Origin of the sequence: Methylobacterium sp. Leaf85, from assembly GCF_001422125.1 — a bacterium.
Lineage (GTDB): Bacteria > Pseudomonadota > Alphaproteobacteria > Rhizobiales > Beijerinckiaceae > Methylobacterium > Methylobacterium bullatum.
The window spans coordinates 1-21,923 of sequence record NZ_LMME01000035.1 but is presented as its reverse complement, the minus strand read 5'-3'; the positions used below and the strand labels follow the sequence as shown (position 1 = coordinate 21,923).

General features: G+C 68.0%; 20 protein-coding genes and 1 other RNA gene. 15 read left to right on the top strand and 6 right to left on the bottom strand.

Going from position 1 to position 21,923, the window contains the following annotated elements:
* Positions 1 to 24 precede the first annotated feature (24 nt).
* Positions 25 to 936: a LysR substrate-binding domain-containing protein gene (locus ASF08_RS22860; protein ID WP_056149849.1), complete on the bottom strand. Its 912-nt coding sequence runs from the start codon at positions 934 to 936 to the stop codon at positions 25 to 27.
* Between the two features lie 114 nt (positions 937 to 1,050).
* Between ASF08_RS22860 and ASF08_RS22855 the strand changes: the two genes are divergently transcribed.
* From ASF08_RS22855 to ASF08_RS22840, 4 genes are all read left to right on the top strand, one after another.
* Entirely contained in the window at positions 1,051 to 1,437 is a 387-nt protein-coding gene (locus tag ASF08_RS22855) for a tautomerase family protein (RefSeq protein WP_056150178.1), read from the top strand.
* Between the two features lie 210 nt (positions 1,438 to 1,647).
* Positions 1,648 to 2,757, top strand: a complete 1,110-nt coding sequence (locus ASF08_RS22850; protein WP_018042271.1) for a glycosyltransferase family 4 protein — start codon at positions 1,648 to 1,650, stop codon at positions 2,755 to 2,757.
* Positions 2,750 to 3,865, top strand: a complete 1,116-nt coding sequence (locus tag ASF08_RS22845) for a glycosyltransferase (RefSeq protein WP_056149848.1) — start codon at positions 2,750 to 2,752, stop codon at positions 3,863 to 3,865. Before ASF08_RS22850 ends, ASF08_RS22845 begins: the two co-directional genes overlap by 8 nt.
* Entirely contained in the window at positions 3,862 to 4,938 is a 1,077-nt protein-coding gene (locus tag ASF08_RS22840; RefSeq protein WP_056149845.1) for a glycosyl transferase, read from the top strand. The genes ASF08_RS22845 and ASF08_RS22840 overlap by 4 nt, the downstream gene beginning before the upstream one ends.
* Before the next feature lie 209 nt (positions 4,939 to 5,147).
* On the opposite strand, the gene ASF08_RS22835 is transcribed toward ASF08_RS22840, so the two are convergent.
* The 3 genes from ASF08_RS22835 to ASF08_RS22825 form a co-directional block, all read right to left on the bottom strand.
* Positions 5,148 to 5,996: a glycosyltransferase family 2 protein gene (locus ASF08_RS22835; RefSeq protein ID WP_056149842.1), complete on the bottom strand. Its 849-nt coding sequence runs from the start codon at positions 5,994 to 5,996 to the stop codon at positions 5,148 to 5,150.
* Complete coding sequence (locus ASF08_RS22830) at positions 5,993 to 6,739, bottom strand: PIG-L deacetylase family protein (protein ID WP_056149837.1); 747 nt, start codon at positions 6,737 to 6,739, stop codon at positions 5,993 to 5,995. The genes ASF08_RS22835 and ASF08_RS22830 overlap by 4 nt, the downstream gene beginning before the upstream one ends.
* A gap of 343 nt (positions 6,740 to 7,082) precedes the next feature.
* Positions 7,083 to 7,985 (bottom strand): LysR family transcriptional regulator, encoded by a 903-nt coding sequence (locus ASF08_RS22825; protein ID WP_056149836.1) that lies wholly within the window; start codon positions 7,983 to 7,985, stop codon positions 7,083 to 7,085.
* Between the two features lie 348 nt (positions 7,986 to 8,333).
* Here ASF08_RS22825 and ASF08_RS22820 point away from each other — a divergent pair, with 348 nt between their 5' ends.
* Genes ASF08_RS22820 through ASF08_RS22805 form a run of 4 tightly spaced genes read left to right on the top strand, consistent with a single transcriptional unit; the run spans position 8,334 to position 11,740 of the window.
* The gene (locus ASF08_RS22820; RefSeq protein ID WP_026175664.1) at positions 8,334 to 9,281 is read left to right on the top strand and encodes an ABC transporter substrate-binding protein; all 948 of its coding nucleotides are present in this window, start codon (positions 8,334 to 8,336) and stop codon (positions 9,279 to 9,281) included.
* Positions 9,278 to 10,123: an ABC transporter permease gene (locus tag ASF08_RS22815; RefSeq protein ID WP_056149832.1), complete on the top strand. Its 846-nt coding sequence runs from the start codon at positions 9,278 to 9,280 to the stop codon at positions 10,121 to 10,123. The genes ASF08_RS22820 and ASF08_RS22815 overlap by 4 nt, the downstream gene beginning before the upstream one ends.
* Positions 10,116 to 10,895: an ABC transporter ATP-binding protein gene (locus ASF08_RS22810; protein WP_056149828.1), complete on the top strand. Its 780-nt coding sequence runs from the start codon at positions 10,116 to 10,118 to the stop codon at positions 10,893 to 10,895. The genes ASF08_RS22815 and ASF08_RS22810 overlap by 8 nt, the downstream gene beginning before the upstream one ends.
* Positions 10,892 to 11,740, top strand: a complete 849-nt coding sequence (locus tag ASF08_RS22805) for an alpha/beta hydrolase (RefSeq protein WP_056149825.1) — start codon at positions 10,892 to 10,894, stop codon at positions 11,738 to 11,740. Before ASF08_RS22810 ends, ASF08_RS22805 begins: the two co-directional genes overlap by 4 nt.
* On the opposite strand, the gene ASF08_RS22800 is transcribed toward ASF08_RS22805, so the two are convergent.
* Positions 11,737 to 12,633, bottom strand: a complete 897-nt coding sequence (locus ASF08_RS22800; protein ID WP_056149821.1) for a DUF6925 family protein — start codon at positions 12,631 to 12,633, stop codon at positions 11,737 to 11,739. The two genes, ASF08_RS22805 and ASF08_RS22800, sit on opposite strands and share 4 nt — an antisense overlap.
* A gap of 170 nt (positions 12,634 to 12,803) precedes the next feature.
* On the opposite strand from ASF08_RS22800, the gene ASF08_RS22795 reads away from it, so the two are divergent.
* On the top strand, positions 12,804 to 13,631 hold the full coding sequence (locus ASF08_RS22795) for an FAD binding domain-containing protein (protein ID WP_056149817.1): 828 nt from the start codon (positions 12,804 to 12,806) through the stop codon (positions 13,629 to 13,631).
* On the top strand, positions 13,628 to 16,387 hold the full coding sequence (locus ASF08_RS22790; RefSeq protein ID WP_056149814.1) for a molybdopterin-dependent oxidoreductase: 2,760 nt from the start codon (positions 13,628 to 13,630) through the stop codon (positions 16,385 to 16,387). The genes ASF08_RS22795 and ASF08_RS22790 overlap by 4 nt, the downstream gene beginning before the upstream one ends.
* Positions 16,388 to 16,420: 33 nt before the next feature.
* Here the strand turns inward: ASF08_RS22790 and ASF08_RS22785 are convergent, their stop codons facing one another.
* Positions 16,421 to 16,990, bottom strand: a complete 570-nt coding sequence (locus ASF08_RS22785) for a ClpP family protease (protein ID WP_056150176.1) — start codon at positions 16,988 to 16,990, stop codon at positions 16,421 to 16,423.
* Positions 16,991 to 17,135: 145 nt separating this feature from the next.
* Between ASF08_RS22785 and ssrA the strand changes: the two genes are divergently transcribed.
* The 5 genes from ssrA to ASF08_RS25565 form a co-directional block, all read left to right on the top strand.
* Positions 17,136 to 17,463: a transfer-messenger RNA gene (gene ssrA, locus ASF08_RS24410) on the top strand.
* A 367-nt stretch (positions 17,464 to 17,830) separates the two neighbouring features.
* The gene (gene paoA / locus ASF08_RS22780) at positions 17,831 to 18,466 is read left to right on the top strand and encodes an aldehyde dehydrogenase iron-sulfur subunit PaoA (RefSeq protein ID WP_056149811.1); all 636 of its coding nucleotides are present in this window, start codon (positions 17,831 to 17,833) and stop codon (positions 18,464 to 18,466) included.
* Positions 18,463 to 19,413 (top strand): FAD binding domain-containing protein, encoded by a 951-nt coding sequence (locus tag ASF08_RS22775; RefSeq protein WP_056149810.1) that lies wholly within the window; start codon positions 18,463 to 18,465, stop codon positions 19,411 to 19,413. Before paoA ends, ASF08_RS22775 begins: the two co-directional genes overlap by 4 nt.
* Before the next feature lie 3 nt (positions 19,414 to 19,416).
* The gene (gene paoC / locus ASF08_RS22770) at positions 19,417 to 21,624 is read left to right on the top strand and encodes an aldehyde oxidoreductase molybdenum-binding subunit PaoC (RefSeq protein WP_056149808.1); all 2,208 of its coding nucleotides are present in this window, start codon (positions 19,417 to 19,419) and stop codon (positions 21,622 to 21,624) included.
* An 86-nt stretch (positions 21,625 to 21,710) separates the two neighbouring features.
* On the top strand, positions 21,711 to 21,923 hold a 213-nt coding region (locus tag ASF08_RS25565; RefSeq protein ID WP_210166707.1), incomplete at its 3' end, for a hypothetical protein.

Sequence of the window (21,923 nt, the reverse complement as noted above, 5' to 3'; positions counted from 1 at the left end):
GCGGAAGATCTATTACCGGGATTGTCAATGCGGTGCGACATTGGTCGCATGATCCATTTCGCCGATGGCGACGGTGAGAACATCCGTGAGGAGCGCGGCGAGACGCTCCACGGCCGGGTCGGACCTCGTCCGAGCCTCGAGCAGGCGAAGGGAGAGAGACGGCAGCCGGGGCAGGCCGGACTCCTCCGGGTCGAGCGCCGTGAGCGCGGCGGGCAGGCCGTGGGGTGTGCGGACGGTCAGGCCGAGACCCGCCGAGACGGCGGCCCACAGGCCCGCGAGACCCGGACTGCTGAACGAGATCCGCCAGGGGATCGCCGCCGCGTCGAGGGCGTTCAGGGCGGCGTGCCTGAAAATGCAGGGCGATCCGAACAGGACCAGGGGGATTGGGCGGTCGGTGCCCGGCGTGACGCCGCGACGCGGTCCGATCCAGGCCATCGGCAGGGTTCCGATGACGGCGCCGTCCCGCTCGCGCCCGTCCTCGTCCCAGAGGAGCGCGAGGTCGAGCTGGCCCTCGTCCAGGCGCGAACGCAGGGTCGCGTTCCGGTCCACATGCGCGTCGATCCTGACGCCGGGATGCAGGCGCGCGAAGCGCCCGAGGGTCTCCGGAAGCCAGGTCTCGGCGAAATCCTGCGGCAGGCCGATCCGGACCCGGCCGGACAAAGCCGGGGAACCGACCGCACTGAGCGCGGCATCGTTCAGGTCGAGCAGCCTGCGGGCATAGCCCAGCAGCATCTCACCCGCTTCGGTGAGGACGAGCCCGCGCCCGTGCTTCTGCACGAGTTGCTGGCCGACCTGATCCTCCAGCTTGCGCAATTGCAGGCTGATCGCCGACGGCGAGCGGCCGAGCCGTGACGCCGCCCTGGCGAAGCTGCCGAGCTCGATCCCGGTCACGAAGGACCGCAACACGTCCATGTCGAGGTTGACCGGCAGAGACATTGAGTTTTGCCAAACGATCGGTTCGGAATTACGAGATTTTCCTAACGATCCTGTCGCGGCATGCTCAACTCGTCAATCGCGGATCCTTCGCGATGGAGCGAGGAGAAGAGCGTCATGCCGTTCGTGAACGTGACAATCGCAGGGTCGGGCATCGGGGCGGATCGGGTCGGCCGCCTGCAGAGCGGAGTGACGGCGCTCATGGCCGACATTCTGGGAAAGAACCCGGATCTCACGGCCGTGCTCGTCGAGGAGGTGCCCGCGTCCGGCTGGCAGGTGGGAGGGCGGCCGGTCGAAGTCGCGGCGCATGTCCAGGCGGCCATCACCGCCGGCACCAACGACGCCGAGGAGAAGGCCCGCTTCATCGCCGAGGCCAACGCCCTGCTGCATCGGGTGCTCGGTGAGGCCTTGCCGCTCGCCACCTATGTGGTGGTCCAGGAGATCGCGGCCGATGCCTGGGGCTACGACGGCCTGACGCAGGAGCACCGGCGGCTCGCGCGCTGAAAGCGCGCCTGCCGGAACGGTACGGGTTCGGACAATCGCGATATCGACGAGATCGTTCTGTCGGCGTTCACCTGCGGCGCCCTAAATGGACACGGTAGAGGTCTACGTCGGCCTCACTGTCGCGTCGAACGAGACCGTGGTGGCACTCCAGTGTCCGTCGGCCGCGTCACTCGCGGCGTAGGACACTCGAGAAGTGATGTCTGCAGCCCCGTGAAGATCGCCCTCCTCGCTCACCTGAAATACCCCATCGCCCAGCCCTTCTCCGGAGGGCTCGAGATGCATACGCATCTGCTCGCGAGCACTCTGCGTGCCCGCGGCCACAGCGTGACGCTCTACGCGTCCGAAGGGTCGGACGCGCGTGGCTGCCTCAAGGCGGTCTGCCCGCCCACGGGCAGTGCCGTCGACGACGAGTCCGGACTGCGGATCGACCGCGCCGAACTCGCCGCCTACGAGGCGATGGTGGCGGATGTGGCGCGCGGCGACTTCGACATCATCCACAACAACAGCCTGCATTACTTGCCGTTGCTGCGCGCCCGCGATCTCGGCGCGCCGATGGTGACGGCGTTGCATACGCCGCCCTTCGAGCCCTTCGTGCGCGGCGTGAAGGCGCGGGCGGACGACATGACCTTCGCCGCCGTCTCGGAATCGCTGGCGCGCGAGTGGCTGCCCTTCCTCGACGAGCCGCTGGTGATCGGCAACGGCATCGATCTCGACGCCTTCGCCTATTCGCCCGTCCCCAAGGGCGAGCCCCATGCGATCTGGATGGGACGCCTCGTGCCCGAGAAGGGGCCGCATCTGGCCATCGACGCCGCCCGCGTCGCCGGCATCCCCCTGAAATTCGCCGGTCCGCAGAGCAACCGCGCCTATTGGGACGCCGAGATCGCCCCCCGCCTCGGCCCGGACATCACCTATCTCGGCCATCTCGGCCATGCCGAACTCGCCCGCCGCGTCGGCGAGGCCCATGTGGCCCTATGCACGCCGCGATGGGAGGAGCCGTTCGGCCTCGTCCTGGCCGAGTTCCTGGCCTGCGGCACGCCGGTGGCGGCCTTCGCCCGCGGCGCCATCCCCGACATTCTCGACGAGACGTCGGGCGTTCTGGCCCAGGCCGACGATCCGGTGGATCTCGGGCGGGCGTTGTCCCGCGCCATCCGCCTCGACCGGCACGATTGCCGCCGCCGGGCCGAGCACCTCTTCGACGCCGACACCATGACCGACCGCTACGAGGCGATGTACCATGCCGAAATCCGCCGCTGGTCGACCCCCGTCTCCGTCCGTCCGGTCCCGGCCGGCGCTCGCGCACCCCTGCTCGACAATGCGTAACAGCCCGCTTTCCCTCGGCCGGGCCGTCGTCTGCGTCCCCGCCCGCAACGAAGCCGAGGTGATGCCGCGCCTCGTGCGCTCCCTCGACCGGCAGATCGGTTCGGGAGACGGCGCGCTGCTGCGCGTCGTGATCCTGGCCAACAATTGCACCGACGAAACCGTGTCGCTGATCCGCGAGATGGAGCGCAACGGCGAGACGCGCCATCTCGACCTCCGGGTGATCGAGGCCGTGGTGCCGCGCGAGGTGGCCCATGTGGGCACGGCCCGCCGGATGGCGCTCGACGCCGGGGCCGACTGGCTGGACGCCGATGGTGTGCAGGATGCCGTCCTCCTCAGCACCGATGCGGATGCCGTCGCCGCGCCCGGCTGGGCCCGCGCCAATCTGGCGGCCCTGGAGCATGCCGAACTCGTGGGCGGCCGCCTCGTCATCGAGACGGAGGAGAGCGAGAACCGGGACCCGGAGATCCACGCGCTGCATCGCCGGATCGAGCAATACTGGGTCGCGGTGCGCGCCCTCGAAGAGGCCATCGATCCCCCCGCCCACGATCCGGCGCCCCGCCACGGCGACCATGTGGCGGCGAGCCTGGCGCTGCGCGCCGCGCTCTACCGCGAGGTCGGCGGACTGCCCGCGATTCCCTGCGGCGAGGACAACGCGCTGGTCGCCAAGGTCCGCCTCGCGGGCGGCCGCGTGCGCCATTGCCCCCGTGTCTCGATCTCCGTCTCCGATCGCGGCACCGGCCGCGTCACCGGCGGGATGGCCACCGAGATGGCCCGCCGCGCCCGCGTCGTCGCGGGCGAGGAGGATTACCTCCTGCCGCCGGCGGGCCATTGGCTCGCGGTGATCGAGCGCCAGCGCGCGTTCCGCCTCGCCTGGAGCGCCAAGGGCGGCCCGGAAGCCGGGCTGCGGGCGCTCGGAATCTCGGCCGAGGACATCGCCGCCATCGATCCGGGCTCTTGCGTCAACGCCATCGCCTTCGCCGAGCGCGTGGGCGAACGGGTCGGCGAGATCGCGCCCGAGCCGGCGCACGTGCCCCTCGACGAGGCCATCGCGGGGCTCGATGCCCTGCTCGCCCGGCTGATCGACAGGCCCAGGGCGCGCGTCGCGTGAGCGAGGCGGCGGCGCACCGGCGTCCCGTCGGCTACTACGTCCATCATCAGGGCGCCGGTCACTGGCAGCGGGCGAATCTCATCGCCGCCCGCCTGGACCGGCCCGTGACCCTCATCGGCACCCTGGCCGACATCGACACCTCGACCGCCAACGGCGCGATCCTCGACCTGCCCGACGACCGGCTCACCGGATTCGACGGCCAGGACGGCGAGGCGATCCGGCCGGACTGCTTCCACTATGTCCCCGTGGGGATCGACCGCATCCGCGCCCGGATGGGGAGGCTAGCCGCCTGGATGGCCGAGCACGATCCGGCCCTGCTCATCGTCGACGTGTCGGTGGAGGTGACGCTCCTCGCGCGGCTCCTGTCGGTGCCGACCCTGGTGGTGCGCCTGGCCGGAAACCGCACCGATATTCCGCATCTCGAAGGGTTCCGCTCGGCCGAGCGCCTGCTGGCCTTCAACCCCCCCGAGATCGAAACGGCCGGAACGCCCGATTGGGTGCGGGCGAAGACCCTCTATGCCGGCTTCCTGGCGGATGCCCCCAAGGCAAGCGCGCCCGATGACGGCTCCATCGTGGTGATCTACGGGCGGGGCGGGACCGGCGGCTCGGCCTCCGACCTCGCGGCGGCGGCCCGCGCCGTGCCCGACCGGCAGTGGCACGTGCTCGGTCCGGTGGAGCCTCTCGCGACCGACGCCCCGCCGAACCTGCATCTCCACGGCTGGGTCGCCGAGACCGGCCCCTATCTCGACCGTGCCGCCCTCGTGGTCGGTGGCGGCGGCGACGGCGTCGTCGCGGCGGTGGCGACACGGGCCAAGCGCTTCCTCTGCCTGCCGGAACCCCGCGCCTTCGACGAGCAGACGGCGAAAGCGGAATCCCTGGCGAAGCTCGGCGCGGCCATCGTCCGCACCGCATGGCCGGACGCCGCGGAATGGCCGGCTTTGGTTCAAGCGGGCCTCGCCCTCGATCCGGCGGTGATCGGCGGGTTGGTCCAGGCCGACGCCATCGGTCGCACGGTCGCGATCATCGAAGAGGTCATCGCGGGCATCGAGCGCCGACGCGCGCCTCGGGTCTAGCGCCTGTTTGAGGCGCTGTTCCAAGCCTTTACCTCATCCTGAGGTGCCGCGGAGCGGCCTCGAAGGAGGCTTCCAGGGATCGCATCGACCACTGGAGGGCTCCTTCGAGGCCTTCGCTGCGCGCCGGCACCTCAGGATGAGGTGGAGTGGTGGGATGAACCAGCCCTCGACGTCTGAAAGCAAAGTCGCCAGCGGTTCTGCACCAATATCTAAAAAGGCCGGTCCAGTGGTACCCGCGCGGCTTCCATCTCGTCCGCTGTCGGCATGCGCAGGATCGTCGGCGCCTCGCGCCAGGTCGGCGGCAGCAATCCCAACCGCGCGAAGGCATCGAGCCAGCCGTCCATGGGCCAGAGCCCGTGGCGGGCGTGGAAGCGGGTGGCGTTGGCGATGATGTCGGAAAAATGCTGGAGCGGCGGGTCGAAAGCCCCGTGATACTGGTGGAAGGCGTGGCCGCCCGCGCTGAACAGGATCGGGATGCCGGCCGCATCGGCCCGGAAGGCGAGGTCGGTATCCTCGGCGCCGTAGCCGTCGAAGGCCTCGTCGAACCCGCCGATCCGGTCGAAGGTCGTGGCCCGGACACCGAAGGCGAGGGACCAGAACAGGCCGGGATTGTCGGTGCGGGCGAGGCCCGCTGCCGGGAAGCTGCGCACCGGATGGGTATGCCCCACGGCGCGCAACCCCGCCTCGGTCCAGCCATCGTCGACGGCCCGCGCCGGCAGGTAGCTCACCTCGCAGCAGATCAGCCCATCGGCTCGCCCAAGATCCCCGTCGAGGCTCGCGACGAGATCGCCCGAGGGAATGCAATCCACATCGAGGAAGATCAGGTGATCGCCGCAGGCCGCGCGGCGCCCGGCGTTGCGGGCACGGGCCAGCGGCAGGCCCGTGCTCGGCAGGTCGATGCGGCGGATGGGAAAGCCGTGATCGGGGAGGGGGGCGGGGTTAGCCCCCATCTCCACCACGATGCATTCGGCCGGATGCGTACCCCGGCCGAGCCCTTCGAGCAGGCGCGCCAGATGCGCGTCGCGGCCCTTGTTCAGCGTGATGACGGTCGTGCTCATGCGGCGTCCGCCGGCATGGAGACGAAGATCTCGTAGGGGCCGAGGAAGCGCGCGATCATCTCCGGCGCGAGGCGGAACCCCGTCGGGTCGTCGGAAATGAGGTCGGTGGTCTGCGAGCGATGCGCCGCCACGGCCCGCGCCTTCGCCTCCACATGCTTGCCGACATCGAGGCGGTAGCCCGACGGAGGCGCGCCGACCTCCGTGCCCTGCGGCAGGGTCCAGCCCCAGACCGGATAGGCGAAGGCCTTCGTCGCGCCGAGCTTCGCCTGGGCGAGCCGGACGATGGCGGCCGCCGCCTGATGATCGCAATGGGGATCGTGCGCCCAGGTCACGCAGACCGCGCCGGCCCCGCTCTCTTTGGCCACGGACGCCACCACATCCGCCGCCGCCTGGGCCTCGGGGCCGCTGCTCGGCACCCCCGCATCGGGCAGGCGCAGGAACGTGACGTTGGCGGGGGCGAGGCCGAGCGCCGCCACCGCTTCCAGCGTCTCCTCCTCGCGCAGCGCCCGCAGGCGAAGCGGCGGATAGAGGGCGGAATGGGTGTGCGAGCCGCAGCCGTCGCTGACGATGACGAGCCGCACGTTGCGCCCGCGTGCGCAGGCCTCGGCGATCAGGCCCCCGCATCCGAGGCTCTCGTCATCCGGGTGCGGGGCGACGACGACGAGCCCGCCACCATCGGTGAGGGCATCGAGATCCGCCACGGGGAGATTCTCGGCGGCGGTGAGAAAGGCGTCGGCATGCATGGAAGCGAGGAGTCCCTGAGAAAGGATGGCAGCGCCATCGCCATGATTGTCCGAACCCGTTTCCTGACCCTACGGCATTCACACGTGTCGCGGGCTGCACCGCCCCGCCCTCCTCCCCCTTGTGGGGAGGAGTTGGAGGTGGGAGTGGTTGGGCGACCCTCAGGGGGCAGAGGCTGGCGGAACCACCCCCACTCCTAACCTCTCCCCACAAGGGGGAGAGGGACGCGGTCAGCCTGAAACAGCAGATGGGTGAGTGCCGTAGGGATGAGGGGGGACTGGGCGGGACCTCCGTAGCGAAGATCAGAAGAGTGTATCAATCGAACCGGAATGCCGCCTGAACAAGTCAGGCCGCGCCGTAGCGGTCGTTGAGGCTCGCGGCGAGGCCGTCGGCGAATTTCGCGGCGGCCACGGGGAGCATCCGCCCGCGCAGCTGGCCGAGAATTAGGGTCATGGGGGAGAGGTCGCGCTCGTCGATGGGCCGGCTGACGAGGCGCTGGTCGTTGGGGATGCCGCTCGGCACCTGCAGGCTCACCACATCCTCGCGCAGGGCGAGGTTGCGCAGGAATTCCAGCGAGCTCGATTCGACGGCCGGGCGAAACGGCGTTCCCCGGCGCGCCAGCGCATCGTCGAGATGATGGCGGATCGCCAGCGACCGGTCGGGCAGGGCGAGGGGATGGGTCAGGCACTCGCGCAGCCGCACCGGCCCTTCCTCTTCGGCCAGGGGGTGCGAGGCCCGCATGACGACGCAGAGCGTCTGCCGGCAGGTGAACAGGGCGTGGAGATCGGCCGAGGGCGGCGGCTGCAGCACCAGGGCGAGATCGGCCTCGAAGGAGACGAGGGCCGCCACCGCCTGGGCGTGGTCGCGCACCTGGACCGTGAACGAGACGAGAGGATACCGCGCCCGGTAGGCCCTGACCTCGTCCGGCACGATCTGGTTCACGAAGGCCTGGCTGCAGGCGAGCGCCACATGGCCGCGCCGCACGCCGGACAGGTCGGCGATCTGCGAGCGGACCCGCTCCATGTCCGAGACCTGATCGCGGATATGGCGCACCAGCAACTCGCCGGCCGCGTTGAGCCGCATGCCCTGCGCCAGCCGCTCGAAGATCGGCGTGCCGAGCTCGTATTCGAGATCCTGGATCTGCCGCGTGAGCGCCGAGGGGGCGATGTTCAGGGCCTCCGCCGCCCGGCGGATCGAGCCGCGCCGGGCCACCTCGGAGACGTAGGTGAGGGTTCGCAAATGCTTCATGGCGCCTGTTTGATCAGGGTTCTCAGCCGCGACTCGCGCTCAAGTCGATGGTCCCATCAGACCACCTCATCCTGAGGTGCCCGCGTCAGCGGGCCTCGAAGGAGGCCTCCAGATGCCGCAGCGATCCCCGGAGGGCTCCTTCGAGGCCGCTCCGCGGCACCTCAGGATGAGGTTCAGGCCTTGGATAAACTACTCAAACATGCTCGCGGCGGACGATCACTAAGACGCGGTAACCAACTACTCCGCGTGTTGCGATCTTCGCAACACCATAGTCGATAACCAGCACTCGTTTGCAACAGCCTCCCGACATACCCTGTCCGGGTTCACATCATGTCGGAGCCGGCTCAGATGATTCGTCGTCGCACCTTCCTCGCCGGCCTCGGCGCCGGCCTCGTCGCCGCACCGTCGGTGCTACGCGCCGAGACGCCTACCGTGATCCGAATGGGATCGCTGAAGCTGATCCATTCCATCGCACCGTATTTCTACGCCCAGTTCGCGCCGCCCGGCGTCACCGTGGAGGTGATCCCGTTCGAGAGCCCCACCGAGTGCAAGAACGCGGTGGTGACGAAATCGGTGGATTTCGGGACGTTCGGCATCGCCGCCGGCACCCTCGGGGCGGCAGCCGGCGAGCCCATCGTGGTCATCGCCTCCACCTGCAATCGCGGCATGGCCATCATCGCCAAGACAGGGTCGGGCATCGAGAAGGTCGCCGACCTCAAGGGCAAGCGCGTGGCGATCTGGCCCGGCTCGACCCAGGAGGTCTTCGCCCTGGAGCGGATGCGGATGGAGGGCGTGAGCGTGAAGGACATCACGCCGGTGCGCATCTCCTTCAGCGAGATGCACATCGCCCTCGCGCGGGGCGACGTCGACGCCTATGTCGGCGCCGAACCCGCCCCCGGCGTCAGCCTCTCCACGGGAATCGGTACACTCGTCGAGTATCCCTACGGCACCGAGATGGGCTCCCTGAACATGGTGTTCGGCGCCCATCGCGACACGCTCGCCGAGCGGCCCGACGTGGTGAAGACCATGCTGGAGATCCACCGCAAGGGGTCGGATTTCGCGCAAGCCAACCGCGACGCCACCGTGGCGATGGCGGTGCAGAAGCTCGGCCAGAAGCGGGAGGCGATCGAGCTCTCCGTGCCGAACGTCGAGTTCAAGTGGAAGCTCGGCGAGACCGAGGTGAAGCAGGCCAAGGCCTATTCCGAGCACATGCTGGCGGCGCGGCAGATCAAGCGCCTGCCCGACTTCTCCACTTTCATCGACACCCGCTTCGTCGATGCGATGAGGGATTCATGAGCGTGCCGGCCGTTTCCGCCCCTGTGGTGGCGGAGCAGGCGCCGCGCCGCGCGTTGCCGAGCCTCGCGCGCCTGCGTCAGCCCCTCCTCGCCCTCGCCCTGCCGGTGGCGATGGGCATCGCCTGGCATCTGCTCACGGTGGGCAAGCCCTACAGCCTGATCCCGCCGCCCGCGGAAGTCTGGACGGCGATGGTGGATCTCGCCATCGGCGGACCGGAAGGCGACGCCTTCAGCGGCACGCTTCTCACGCATCTCGTCGCCTCGCTCACCCGCGTCTTCGGCGGGTTCGGTCTCGCGGCCCTGGCGGCGGTGCCCCTCGGCCTGCTCATCGGCCGGGTGCCGCTCATGCGTCAGCTCCTCGACCCGACCCTGCAGATCCTGCGCCCGGTGCCGGTGACCGCCTGGCTTCCGCTGGCGATGATCCTGTTCGGCCTCGGCCCGCGCTCGGCCTATTTCCTCGTCTTCCTCGGCGCATTCTACCCGATCCTGGTCAACACCATCTTCGGGGTCCGCTCGGTGGAGCCGCGCCTGTTCGAGGCCGCCGCCATGCTCGGTTGCCGGGGGTCGGCGCAGTTCGCCCGCGTGGTGCTGCCGGCGGCCCTGCCGTCGATTGTCACGGGGTTGCGCCTCGGCCTCGGCTTCGCCTGGGTGGTGATCGTCGTCGGCGAGATGACCGGCGTTCCCACCGGCCTGGGCGCCATCATCATGGAGGCGCGGCAACTCTCGCGCACCGACATCGTCATCTGCGGAATGATCGTCATCGGCGTCGCCGGCTTCGTCTGCGACCGGGCCGTGATGCTGGTCGGCCAGCGCCTTCTTGCCTGGAGCCCCTCCCATGGCTGAGCCCACCGTGCCGATCCTCGACATTCGCGGCGTGTCGAAATCCTTCGCCGTCCAGGGCCGCACGGTCCAGGCGCTCAGCGGGGCCAACCTCACCGTGGCCAAGGGCGAGTTCATCTGCCTGCTCGGCGCTTCGGGATGCGGCAAGTCCACCCTGCTGCGCATCGTGGCCGGTTTCGAGACGGCGACCGCCGGCGAGGCTCTGATGTGGGGCAAGCCCATCGAAGGCCCCGGCCCGAGCCGGGGCATGGTGTTTCAGGATTACGGCCTGTTCCCCTGGCTCACCGTGAGGGACAATATCGGCTTCGGCCCGAAATCGCGCGGTCGGCCGGCGGCGGAAATCCGCGATACGGTGGAGCGTTATCTCGCCCTCGTCGGGCTGCAGCGCTTCGCCGACGCCCATCCGCACCAACTCTCCGGCGGCATGAAACAGCGGGTCGCCATCGCGCGGGTGCTGGCCAACGACGCCGAAATCGTCCTCATGGACGAGCCGTTCGGGGCGCTCGACGCCATGACCCGCGAGCGGCTGCAGGACGAACTCCTCGACCTGTGGAGCCGCACCGCGTTGACGGTGCTGTTCGTGACCCACGCCATCGAGGAGGCGATCTTCCTCGCCGACCGGGTCGTGGTCATGTCCCCTAGCCCCGGCCGGATCGACGCGATCCACACCATCGACCTCGCCCGCCGCCGGGACGTGTCGAGCCCGGCCTTCAACGACGTGCGCCGGATGCTGTCGGCCCAGCTCCACAGCCACCACGCCCCCGTGGCCGCATGAGCGGACCGACGCCGCTCTCCGGCGACTGGCGCCGGATGGACCGCGAGACCCTGACCCGCGCCTACGACAATACCGGCGCCGTCGCCGACAGCGCCGCCCGACTGTCCGGCTGGCGGACCCGGAGCGCCGCGTTTCGCGCGCTCCACCCCCGCGAGCTCGACCTCGCCTATGGGCCGGCCGAGCGAAACCGGATCGACCTGTTCCGGAGCGGGGCGGAGGATGCGCCGCTCCTCGTCTTCATCCATGGCGGCTATTGGATCAGGAATACGCGCCAGGATTTCGCCTGCATGGCCGAAGGACCGTCGCATCACGGTCTCGATGTGGGATTGGTGGGATATACCCTGGCGCCGGAGGCCAGCCTCACCGAGATCGCCGCCGAGATCCGGGCGGCGCTGGTGTTCCTGCGCGGTCTGCAGGAGGGGAGGGGGCGCCGTCGCCTCGTCGTCTCGGGCTGGTCGGCCGGCGGGCATCTCGCGGCCCTCGCCATGGCGTGGCCCGAGGTCGATGCGGGCCTCGCCATCAGCGGCGTGTTCGATCTGGAGCCGATCCGGCACACCGAGCTCGACGACCGTCTGCACCTGACCGATGCGGAAATCGAAGCCCTCTCGCCGATCCGGCAGGTGACGCACTCGGATAAGCCCCTCGCCATCGTGTGCGGATCGAACGAATTGCCCGAATTGCGGCGGCATTCCGCTGATTACGACGACGCGTGGCGGTGCGCCGGCAATGCCTCGATCATCGCCGAACTGCCCGGCCACGACCATTTCTCGATCCTCGACGAGTTGATCCGCCCGGACGGGGCACTGACCGCCCTCGCCGTGAAGCTCGCCGGGACGAGTCCCTAGACCTCGCCGCGCAGGCACGCTTCCTGTTCCTCCGCCGCCCGCCGCGCGCTCCTGGCGAACCGTCCGACCACGGCCTCCCCACGGATCGCTGCGTGCTTCGCCGCGAGCAGGTCCGGGTCGCCCCAGCGCGCGAGCAGCGCCTGGAAAGCCTCGTGACGCGCGCGCTGAAAGGAAATTCTTCTACCCGCACCATCCCTACACGGGTGCGGTGGATGAATCGCACCGCAGGGCACCCAGCCGGAGGGGATCGGCGCCGTGGCGGGGTGGGTCCGTCCCAGACGCAGGATGTGCGGCAGGATGTGCGTCCGTGGACCGACAGAGCCGGAATTGGGGTCGGCCCGGATCGGAGTGAACACCTCGATCCGCCCGATCCGGGTGACGAAGACGCGATGAGGGCCGGCCGCGACGAGTTCCGCCGCGATCGTATTGTCGGGATTGAAGATTTCCCGCCCGGCTCGGCTGCGGAGGAGATCGATGAGAGCGGGGTCGCCGGTCCGGATACAGGCATCCACGGCCAGCAGGTTCAGGCCCAGATCGAACAGGATATGGTCGCGATGCCCGATCCCGGCGGCCTCGCGATCCGGCCCGAGTTCGGTGACGACGGACCGTCGTCCCATGGCGCAGGCGTCGCGCGGCAGGCACAGGGCCAGGGCATGGTTCCAGCCGAAGGCGAACCCGGTCTCATAGGCCACGGGACGAACCAGGGCGGCGGGGTCGAGGGCGATGGCCCCCCGCGCGGTGGCGATACCCATCCGGGCATCGGCCAAGGGCATCGCCACCTCCTCCGGCTCGCGGAGAAAGCTCGCGACGGCGCCGAAACTGCCGAGGCTCCATGTCGTCAACGGGTCGCCGAGGGCTCCCGCCAGAAGACTCGCGACGGCTTCATGCTTCATCGCCGCAGCTTAGCGGGGCGGACCGAAGCGCGCGAGATGCGATTCCGGGCGGCACTGATTTTGCTCCTCTGACTTTGCCCCAAGCACGGGTGCCCTCGCTTCGCCCGCGAGCTTCCCATCACCCTCCCGACCGGGCAATCTCGCCGCGTGCTCGACCCTGGATTCCTACGATGGACCTGAACTCGATCGGCTCCGTCGCCGTGCCGCGGAACCGCTCCGACCTCTCCGGGTGGCGGGACGGCGATGCCTGGCTGGCCGGAGGGACGTGGCTGTTCTCCGAGCCTCAGCCGCGCCTGCGCCGCCTCGTCGATCTCTCGAGCCTCGGCTGGCAGGCTCATGAGGTGAGCGAACGGGGCCTTTCGCTCGCCGCGACCTGTACCATCGCCGAGCTGTTCCGGCTCGATCTGCCCGCATCGTGGAGCGCCGCTCCCCTCTTCGCGCAATGCTGCCGGGCGCTGCTCGGATCCTTCAAGATCTGGAACATGGCCACCGTGGGAGGCAACGTCTGCCTCGCCCTGCCGGCCGCGCCGATGATCGCGCTTGCCACCGCCCTGGAGGGAACCTGCCTGGTCTGGACACCGGAGGGAGACGAGCGCGAGGTCGCCATCACCGATCTCGTCCTCGGATCGCAATGTACGTCGCTGGCACCCGGCGAAATCCTGCGGCGCATCGATCTTCCCCTGGCCGCGCTGAAGCGCCGGACCACCTTCCGCCAGGTTTCCCTGAGCCCCAACGGACGCTCCGGCGCCCTGCTGATCGGCACCCTGGATTCCAACGGCGCCTTCGCGCTCACGATCACGGCCTCCACGCGCCGCCCGCTGCGCCTGATGTTCCCGACGCTCCCCGATGCGGCGGTCCTGGCCGCCTCGATCACCGAGGCGGTTCCGGTGGCCCTGTATCACGACGACGTTCACGGCACGCCGGATTGGCGCAGGCACATGACCTTCACCCTCGCCGAAGAGATCCGGCGCGCGTTCGAGAACGAGGGCCGCGCATGATCCTGCACGTCAACGGACACGAGCAGGATGTGTCCCCACGTCCGGGCCAATGCCTGCGCACGATGCTGCGCGAGCTCGGCTGGTTCGGGGTGAAGAAGGGCTGCGATGCGGGGGATTGCGGCGCCTGCACGGTGCATCTCGACGGGGAGCCGGTGCATAGCTGCCTGCTGCCCGCCTTCCGTGCCGAGGGGCGCAGCGTCACCACCATCGAAGGCCTCGGCGGCCCCTGTCGGCCGGGGGAGGGGGGCACGCAGCCACTTCATCCCATGCAGGCGGCCTTTCTCGGCGCCCAGGGTTACCAGTGCGGGTTCTGCACCCCCGGCATGATCATGACCGCAGCGGCTCTGGACCAGGGGCAGATCGGCGATCTCGCCACCGCCCTGAAGGGTAATCTGTGTCGCTGTACCGGCTACGGCGCCATCGCCGACGCCGTGGCGGGCATAGCGCGCGTGGAACGGCCGGAGGATGGGCGCGGCGACCCGTGCGGGCGCAGCATCCCGGCCCCTGCCGGGCCTCGGATCGTCTCGGGCAGTACAGCCTTCACCTTCGATCTGGCCGTACCGGACCTGCTTCATCTCAAGGTCTTGCGCTCGCCTCATGCCCATGCCCGCATCCTGCGGGTCGACCGGGCGGGAGCTCTGGCCGTGCCGGGTGTGGTGGCGGTCTTCACCCACGACGATGCTCCCGCCGGACGGTTCTCCACCGGGCGGCACGAGAATCCCCTCGACGACGCCCCGGATACGCGGGTGCTCGATCCGATCCTGCGCTTCGTCGGTCAGCGGGTGGCGGCGGTGGTGGCGACGAGCGAAGCTGCGGCCGAGGCCGGATGCGCGGCGCTGACCGTGGATTACGAGATCCGCGTCGCGGTGTTCGATCCGGACGAGGCCCTGCGGCCGGGCTCGCCTTTGGTTCATGACGGCGCCGACCAGCCCGGCGAGGATGCGCCGCCGCGCCTCTCCCATCCCAACCTCGCCGCCGAGGTGCATGGAGAGGTCGGCGACGTCGCGACGGGGTTTGCCGAGGCTGACCTCGTCCACGAGGCGGCCTACGATTCCCAGCGGGTCCAGCACGCCCATCTCGAGACCCACGGGGCCGTCGGCTGGCGCGACGAGGACGGACGCCTCGTCATCCGATCCAGCACGCAGACACCGTTCCTCACCCGCGACGCTCTGGCGAACCTGTTCGGCCTGGAGCGGGATGCCGTGCGCGTGCTCTGCGGCCGGGTCGGCGGCGGCTTCGGCGGCAAGCAGGAGATGCTCACCGAGGATCTGGTGGCCTTGGCGGTGCTCGCCACCGGTCGCCCGGTGAAGTGGGAAATGACCCGGCAGGAGCAGTTCACCGCCACCACCACCCGCCATCCGATGCGGGTGACGGTCAAGATCGGCGCCCGCCAGGACGGCACCCTGACGGCCATCGCACTGCATGTGGTCTCCAACACCGGCGCCTATGGCAACCATGCCGGCGGCGTCATCCATCACGGCTGCAACGAGGTGATCGGCGTCTATCGCTGTCCCAACAAACGCGTCGACGGCTACGCGATCTACACGCACACCCTGCCGAGCGGTGCCTTCCGGGGTTACGGCCTGAGCCAGACCATCTTCGCGATGGAATCGGCCATGGACGAAGTGGCGCGCGGCCTCGGGCTGGATCCGTTCGAGATGCGCCGCCGCAACGTCGTGCGCCCGGGCGACCCGATGGTATCGAACAGCCTCGAACCCCATGACGTGCAGTACGGAAGCTACGGGCTCGACCAGTGCCTCGATCTCGTCTCATCCGCCATGGACGAACTCGGACCCGCCGAGATTCCGTCCGGTGACTGGCTCGTCGGCAAGGGCATGGCGATGGCGATGATCGACACGATCCCGCCGCGCGGGCATTTCGCCGATGCGCGGATCGCGCTTCAAATCGATGGACACTACCACCTCGATGTCGGCACCGCCGAGTTCGGCAACGGAACGACCACCGTCCTTGCCCAGATTGCTGCCTCGGCGCTCGGTACGAGCCCTGAGCGCATCACCCTGCGCCACGGCGATACCGACCGCGTCGGCCACGATACCGGGGCCTATGGATCCACCGGCATCGTGGTGGCCGGACAGGCGACGTTGAAGGCCGCCCTCGCCTTAGGCCAGGCCCTTCGCGAGGTCGCCGCCGAGAGGGGAGGGGGGGCGCCCTCCGAATGCCGCCCGCACCGAGATGGCGTCTCGACTCCCAACGGCGAGATCGATTTCGCCGAACTCGTTTCGAGCGGTCCAATCGAGCGCGCCGCGAAGGCCGATGGCTCGCCGCGTTCCGTCGCCTTCAACGTTCAGGGGTTCCGGGTCGCTGTCCATCGGTCGAGCGGGGAGGTGCGCATCCTCGACAGCGTAAATGCCGCCGATGCCGGCCGCGTTCTCAACCCCATGCAGTGCCGCGGCCAGGTCGAGGGCGGTGTCGTGCAGGCGATCGGTGCGGCGCTGTACGAGGCAATGCGGATCGACGGAGAGGGTCGCGTCGTCACACAGACCTTCCGCAACTATCATATCCCCGCCTTCGCGGACGTGCCGCGCACCCGCGTCCTGTTTGCGGACACCTATGACGGCATCGGTCCGCTCGGCGCCAAATCGATGAGTGAGAGCCCGTTCAACCCCGTCGCGCCAGCGCTCGCCAACGCCATCCGCGATGCCACGGGAGCGAGGCTCACCGCGACTCCCTTCGCGCCGGACCGCATCTACCTCGCGGTAATGGAGGCGGCACGGCATCGGGACGGGTCGGTGTGATCCAGGCCTGCCGCCGGGATTGCGCGTCAGTGACTAAAGGACCGCCTCGATCAACCCGAGGCTCTTGGCTTCCTCGGCCTCGATATACCAATTGTACGGGGCTTTCTCGATGACCTCCTCCAAGGAGACCTGCGAGCCGGTGACGAGGTTGGCGAAGCCCTCGTTCTGAATCTCGATGGAGGTCTCGATCTCGTGCAATGTCGCCTTGAGGGTGGCGATGCAGGTGGTGAGGGGACCGTGGATCTCCAAGGTCTTGGCCATCTTGCGCTCGTGGATCATCAGTCGCGTACCGCGCGTGAGATAGCGGTTCGGACGCGCGAAGAAACCCATGAGCGTCGTGCCAGCCGAGTAGATCGCCGCCTTGCCAAGGAAGACGAAACGGCGATGCGGCGTCACCTCGCTGGCAAAGCGAATGTCTTCGCCCATCATCCGGGCCACTTCCGGGTCGCCGCCGAGGGTGGTGAGTTCGACCACCACGAGGTCCAGCCCGGAGGCGGCGTCGAGTTGGCGCCGGAAAGCCTTGTACATGTCGTGATCGACCGGTCCCGACAGCAGAATGGCGGGGCCCTTGAAGTCCGGGGCGGAAAGCAGCGTGTTGTCCATCATCGATCCTCTGCCGAAAGGCACATCGGGACGCATCCCCGCATGCCTCGTGCCGGATCGAGAAGCCTCACCCGCGCATGTGGTTGCCGGGTGTGGGAAAAAATCCGCCTGGCGGCATCCGGCATCCGACAGACAAAGGGCCGCCGATCTGGACTTTTCGGCCCACCGCCTCTATATCGATCCTGCGTTTGATGACCGGTTCGTAATAACGTTTCAGGACCCGGAGGGCAGTACTCCGGCGCCTCCACCAAAAACGCATCGTGATGCGTTTCTGATGGGGGCGAAATAGGATCGACTGGGCGGTAAAGGGATCGCGAGAGCGTCGGTAAGGACTCGACCGGTTTGGCGCAGGCAACCCCTGTTCCAAGTATTTGGCCAAAACTCTAAATGCCAACGATAACGTTGTCATGGATGCCCGCCTCGCGGCGTAAGCATCTTGCGGTAGGGTAACCGTCGAAACAGAACCCGGGGCTTCGGCTCCGGGACCCACCTTTCTCATCATAGTTGATGTTATTTTGTCAGCCGCGGCACTGCCGTTTTCGGCTGCTTTTTCGCCTTTATACTCACACGAGCCTGGGATGCGGGTTCTTCGCGCCCGCTTGGCGGTATTTCACCCCTCCCTTCCGCCACTCAATGACGGCCGCGCTGTGCGTGTGCGCACATATACCATTTGGAATTCTTCCAAGGTGTTGCTGCACGGTCCGCCTGCGCTAATTCGTGGCACCAGGGAAAGTTCTGCACCGTCGAGCGTTTGTCGGGGGCTGGTCGAAGCCTCGCGCAAACGTCCGCGACACGACCTAACGGAATTACACGTCTCATGGATCAGGTTCGGAGAACGCCATGTATGGCTCTGAAGACCTCGAACTCAACCGGCGCCATCTGATGGCGGGCGCCTCTGCCTGTGCCGTCGTCACAGCCTGTCCCTCCGCTTCCTGGGCGGCCACCGAGAGCACGTCAGACTCGGTGACATCCAAAGTGTCGCTCACGGTGAACGGGACGTCACATGAGATCGACATCGATACGCGCACCACTCTCCTCGACGCCGTGCGGGAGCACCTTCACCTGACCGGTGCCAAAAAGGGCTGCGACCACGGCCAGTGTGGGGCCTGCACGATGATCGTCGATGGAAGACGCATCAATTCCTGCCTGACCCTCGCGGTCATGCACCAGGGCGATGCCATCACCACCATTGAAGGCTTGGGCAAGCCAGGCAACCTGCATCCGATGCAGGCCGCTTTCGTCAAGCATGACGGCTATCAATGCGGATTTTGTACGCCGGGTCAGATCTGCTCCGGTGTCGCGGTTCTCGAAGAGATCAAGGCCGGCATCCCAAGCCACGTCACGGCCGATCTCAACGCGACCTCCGCGATTACCGCGGACGAGATCCGCGAGCGCATGAGCGGCAACATCTGCCGCTGCGGCGCTTATTCCAACATCGTGGACGCCATGACGGAAGTCGCTGGGAGGCAGGCATGAAGTCCTTCACTTACGAACGCGCTTCCTCGCCTGCGGAGGCCGCTGCGTCCGTCTTACGCGTACCCGGCGCAAAGTTCATCGCCGGCGGCACCAATCTTCTCGATCTGATGAAGCTGCAGGTGGAGACGCCGACCCATCTCGTCGACGTCAACGGCCTTGATCTCGATACGATCGAGCCGACGGAGGAGGGCGGTCTGCGGATCGGCGCCCTAGTGCGCAACACCGATCTTGCGGCCGATCTGCGGGTTCGGCGCGGCTACGGAGTCCTGAGCCGGGCCCTTCTGTCCGGGGCATCCGGCCAGTTGCGCAACAAGGCGACGACGGCGGGCAATCTCCTCCAGCGCACGCGCTGCCCCTATTTTTACGATACCGCTCAACCCTGCAACAAGCGACAGCCTGGAAGCGGCTGTTCGGCCATCGGCGGCATCAGTCGCCAACTCGCGGTGGTGGGGGCCAGCGAAGCCTGCATCGCCACGCATCCGGGCGACATGGCCGTGGCCATGCGGGTTCTCGACGCGAACGTGGAGACCGTGAACGACAAGGGTGACACGCGGACCATCCCCATCGCGGAGTTTCATCGCCTGCCTGGTGACACGCCCGAGATCGAGACGAACTTGCGGCCGGGCGAACTGATCACGGCGGTGACTCTGCCGAAGCCGGTCTCGGGCATGCATGTATACCGCAAGGTCCGGGACAGAGCCTCGTATGCCTTCGCGTTGATCTCCATCGCGGGGATCGTCCAGCGCGATGGGACCGGACGCATCGCCGTCGGTGGCGTCGCCCCGAAGCCGTGGCGCGACGAGGCCGCTGAGGCCGAGTTGCCGAAAGGCGCCAAGGCCGCGACGGAGCGTTTGTTCGCGGGAGCGAAGCCGACCCACGACAACGCCTACAAGCTCAAGCTCACCGAGCGCGCGCTCGGTGCCGTCCTGTCCGAAGCGAGGGCCTGAACCATGAAGTTCGACACTCCCGCTGGCCGCAACCCCATCGATCAGCTGAAAGTGGTGGGCAAGGCCACGGACCGGATCGACGGTCCCTTCAAGACCACCGGCACTGCGAACTACGCTTACGACTGGCACGATCCGCAATCGAAGGCGGTCTACGGCTTCGTCGTGGGCGCGACCATCGCCAAGGGGCGGATCGAGGCAATGGGTCTCGACGAGGCCAGGGCCGCACGCGGCGTGCTCGCCATCGTCACTGCAGAGAATGCCGGCCCCCTCGACAAGGGTAAGCTCAACGCCGCCAAGCTTCTCGGCGGCCCCGAGATCGAGCATTATCACCAGGCGGTCGCCTTGGTCGTGGCGGAGACATTCGAGCAGGCCCGTTCAGCGGCGGCCCTCATCCGTATCGATTATGCCGAATCCAAAGGCGCGTTCGATCTCGCGGCAGCGAAGGATACGGGCAAGCCCGAGAAACTCGCCGGTGCCCCGTCCGACACCTCCATCGGTGATTTCGCCGGGGCCTTCGCCTCTGCCCCGGTTCAACTCGACGCCACCTACAGCACGCCCGATCAAGCTCATGCGATGATGGAGCCGCATGCGTCCATCGCGTCTTGGGATGGCGATGCAGTGACCGTCTGGACCTCGAACCAGATGATCGCCTGGGGTACACGGGATCTGGCCCTGACCCTCGGCATCTCGAAGGAGAAGGTCCGCCTCGTCTCGCCCTTCGTCGGCGGCGGGTTTGGCGGCAAGCTGTTCCTGCGGGCGGAAGCGGTATTGGCCGCCCTGGGCGCTCGCGCCGTAAAGCGGCCGGTGAAGGTGGCGCTGACCCGTCCGCTCAGCTTCAACAACACCGTGCATCGGCCCGCCACGATCCAGCGCATCCGCCTCGGCGCGACGCCGGACGGCACGATCACGGCGATCGGCCATGAGAGCTGCTCCGGCAACCTGCTCGGCGGCAAGCCGGAGGCGGCGGTGCAACAGACGCGCCTGCTCTATGCGGGCGCCAACCGCATGACCCAAACCCGGCTCGCCATGCTCGACCTGCCTGAGGGCAACTCCATGCGCGCGCCCGGCGAAGCGCCCGGCTTGATGGTCCTCGAGATCGCCATGGACGAGATGGCGGAGAAACTCGGTCTCGATCCGGTCGAGTTCCGCATCCGCAACGACACCCAGGTCGATCCCGAGAAGCCAGAGCGCCGGTTCTCCCAGCGCAGCCTGATCGAATGCCTCCGCCTGGGCGCGGCGCGCTTCGAATGGGACAAGCGGGTCGGCAAGCCCGGTCAGGTCCGTGACGGGCGCTGGCTCGTCGGAATGGGTGTCGCCGCGGCGTTCCGCAATAACATGAACGTCAAATCCGGCGCTCGCGTTCGCTTAGACGCTGAGGGCGTGGTGACGGTCGAGACCGACATGACCGATATCGGTACTGGCAGCTACACCATCATCGGCCAGACGGCCGCCGAGATGATGGGCTTGAGCCTCGACAGGGTCGTGGTGCGGCTCGGCGATTCCGCCTTCCCCGTTTCGTCGGGCTCCGGTGGCCAGTTCGGCGCGAACTCCTCGACGTCGGGGGTCTACGCCGCTTGCGTCAAGCTCCGTGAGGCGGTGGCGAGATCGCTCGGGTTCAACTCGGACGATGCCGTGTTCGAGGATGGGCGTGTCCGCTCGGGCAACCGCTCCGTTCCGCTCGCCGAGGCCGCGAAGGCGGGCGACATCGTCGCCGAGGACACGATCGAGTTCGGCGGCGATCTCTCGAAGACGTACCAGCAATCGACCTTTGGGGCGCATTTCGTCGAGGTCGGCGTCGATGTGAGCACGGCGGAGATCAGGGTGAGGCGGATGCTGGCGGTCTGTGCGGCCGGACGCATCCTTAATCCAAAGTCTGCCCGCAGCCAGGTCATCGGAGGCATGACCATGGGGGTAGGTGCCGCGCTGATGGAGGAGTTGGCTGTCGACACAAGGCGCGGTTTCTTCGTCAATCACGACCTTGCCGGATACGAAGTCCCGGTCCATGCCGACATCCCGCATCAGGAGGTAATCTTCCTCGACGAGACCGACCCGATCTCCTCGCCGATGAAGGCCAAGGGCGTTGGGGAACTCGGTATCTGCGGCGTCAGCGCGGCGGTGGCCAACGCGGTCTACAACGCCACCGGCATACGGGTGCGCGATTACCCGCTCACCCTCGACAAACTTCTTGACCGTATGCCTGACGCCGCCTGAGACCAGTGATGTCTGCCGAGGGCGCGTGTCGTTCGCGCCTTCGGCCTCCGTTGCGTCATCGGGATTGTATTGGCCGAGCCACCCCGGTGTTGCGCCGCTCTACGTCGGACGGGCTTTTGCCCGCGGTTTATCTCGAAGCGGCGAGCGGGTGCGGGGTTCACGAAGCGGGAATCCTTGTTTGCCGGCAACGAGTTATGTTGTGGCGTCATGTGTTTGTCGCGAAAATCGATCAGCTTTGCGATTTTGGCATTGACGGTATGGCGGCCATGGCGGGCTTCTCCCTTGGGAATAGATCGGTT

What these genes read in the sequence shown, in the direction of transcription:
- ASF08_RS22835 (WP_056149842.1), bottom strand. Translation starts at nt 5,996, where the DNA reads ATGAGCACGACCGTCATCACGCTGAACAAGGGCCGCGACGCGCATCTG.
- ASF08_RS22820 (WP_026175664.1), top strand. Translation starts at nt 8,334, where the DNA reads ATGATTCGTCGTCGCACCTTCCTCGCCGGCCTCGGCGCCGGCCTCGTC.
- ASF08_RS22785 (WP_056150176.1), bottom strand. Translation starts at nt 16,990, where the DNA reads ATGGACAACACGCTGCTTTCCGCCCCGGACTTCAAGGGCCCCGCCATT.
- ASF08_RS22845 (WP_056149848.1), top strand. Translation starts at nt 2,750, where the DNA reads ATGCGTAACAGCCCGCTTTCCCTCGGCCGGGCCGTCGTCTGCGTCCCC.
- ASF08_RS22860 (WP_056149849.1), bottom strand. Translation starts at nt 936, where the DNA reads ATGTCTCTGCCGGTCAACCTCGACATGGACGTGTTGCGGTCCTTCGTG.
- ASF08_RS22830 (WP_056149837.1), bottom strand. Translation starts at nt 6,739, where the DNA reads ATGCATGCCGACGCCTTTCTCACCGCCGCCGAGAATCTCCCCGTGGCG.
- ASF08_RS22800 (WP_056149821.1), bottom strand. Translation starts at nt 12,633, where the DNA reads ATGAAGCATGAAGCCGTCGCGAGTCTTCTGGCGGGAGCCCTCGGCGAC.
- ASF08_RS22805 (WP_056149825.1), top strand. Translation starts at nt 10,892, where the DNA reads ATGAGCGGACCGACGCCGCTCTCCGGCGACTGGCGCCGGATGGACCGC.
- ASF08_RS22775 (WP_056149810.1), top strand. Translation starts at nt 18,463, where the DNA reads ATGAAGTCCTTCACTTACGAACGCGCTTCCTCGCCTGCGGAGGCCGCT.
- ASF08_RS22825 (WP_056149836.1), bottom strand. Translation starts at nt 7,985, where the DNA reads ATGAAGCATTTGCGAACCCTCACCTACGTCTCCGAGGTGGCCCGGCGC.
- ASF08_RS22855 (WP_056150178.1), top strand. Translation starts at nt 1,051, where the DNA reads ATGCCGTTCGTGAACGTGACAATCGCAGGGTCGGGCATCGGGGCGGAT.
- ASF08_RS22795 (WP_056149817.1), top strand. Translation starts at nt 12,804, where the DNA reads ATGGACCTGAACTCGATCGGCTCCGTCGCCGTGCCGCGGAACCGCTCC.
- ASF08_RS22810 (WP_056149828.1), top strand. Translation starts at nt 10,116, where the DNA reads ATGGCTGAGCCCACCGTGCCGATCCTCGACATTCGCGGCGTGTCGAAA.
- ASF08_RS22790 (WP_056149814.1), top strand. Translation starts at nt 13,628, where the DNA reads ATGATCCTGCACGTCAACGGACACGAGCAGGATGTGTCCCCACGTCCG.
- paoA (WP_056149811.1), top strand. Translation starts at nt 17,831, where the DNA reads ATGTATGGCTCTGAAGACCTCGAACTCAACCGGCGCCATCTGATGGCG.
- paoC (WP_056149808.1), top strand. Translation starts at nt 19,417, where the DNA reads ATGAAGTTCGACACTCCCGCTGGCCGCAACCCCATCGATCAGCTGAAA.
- ASF08_RS22815 (WP_056149832.1), top strand. Translation starts at nt 9,278, where the DNA reads ATGAGCGTGCCGGCCGTTTCCGCCCCTGTGGTGGCGGAGCAGGCGCCG.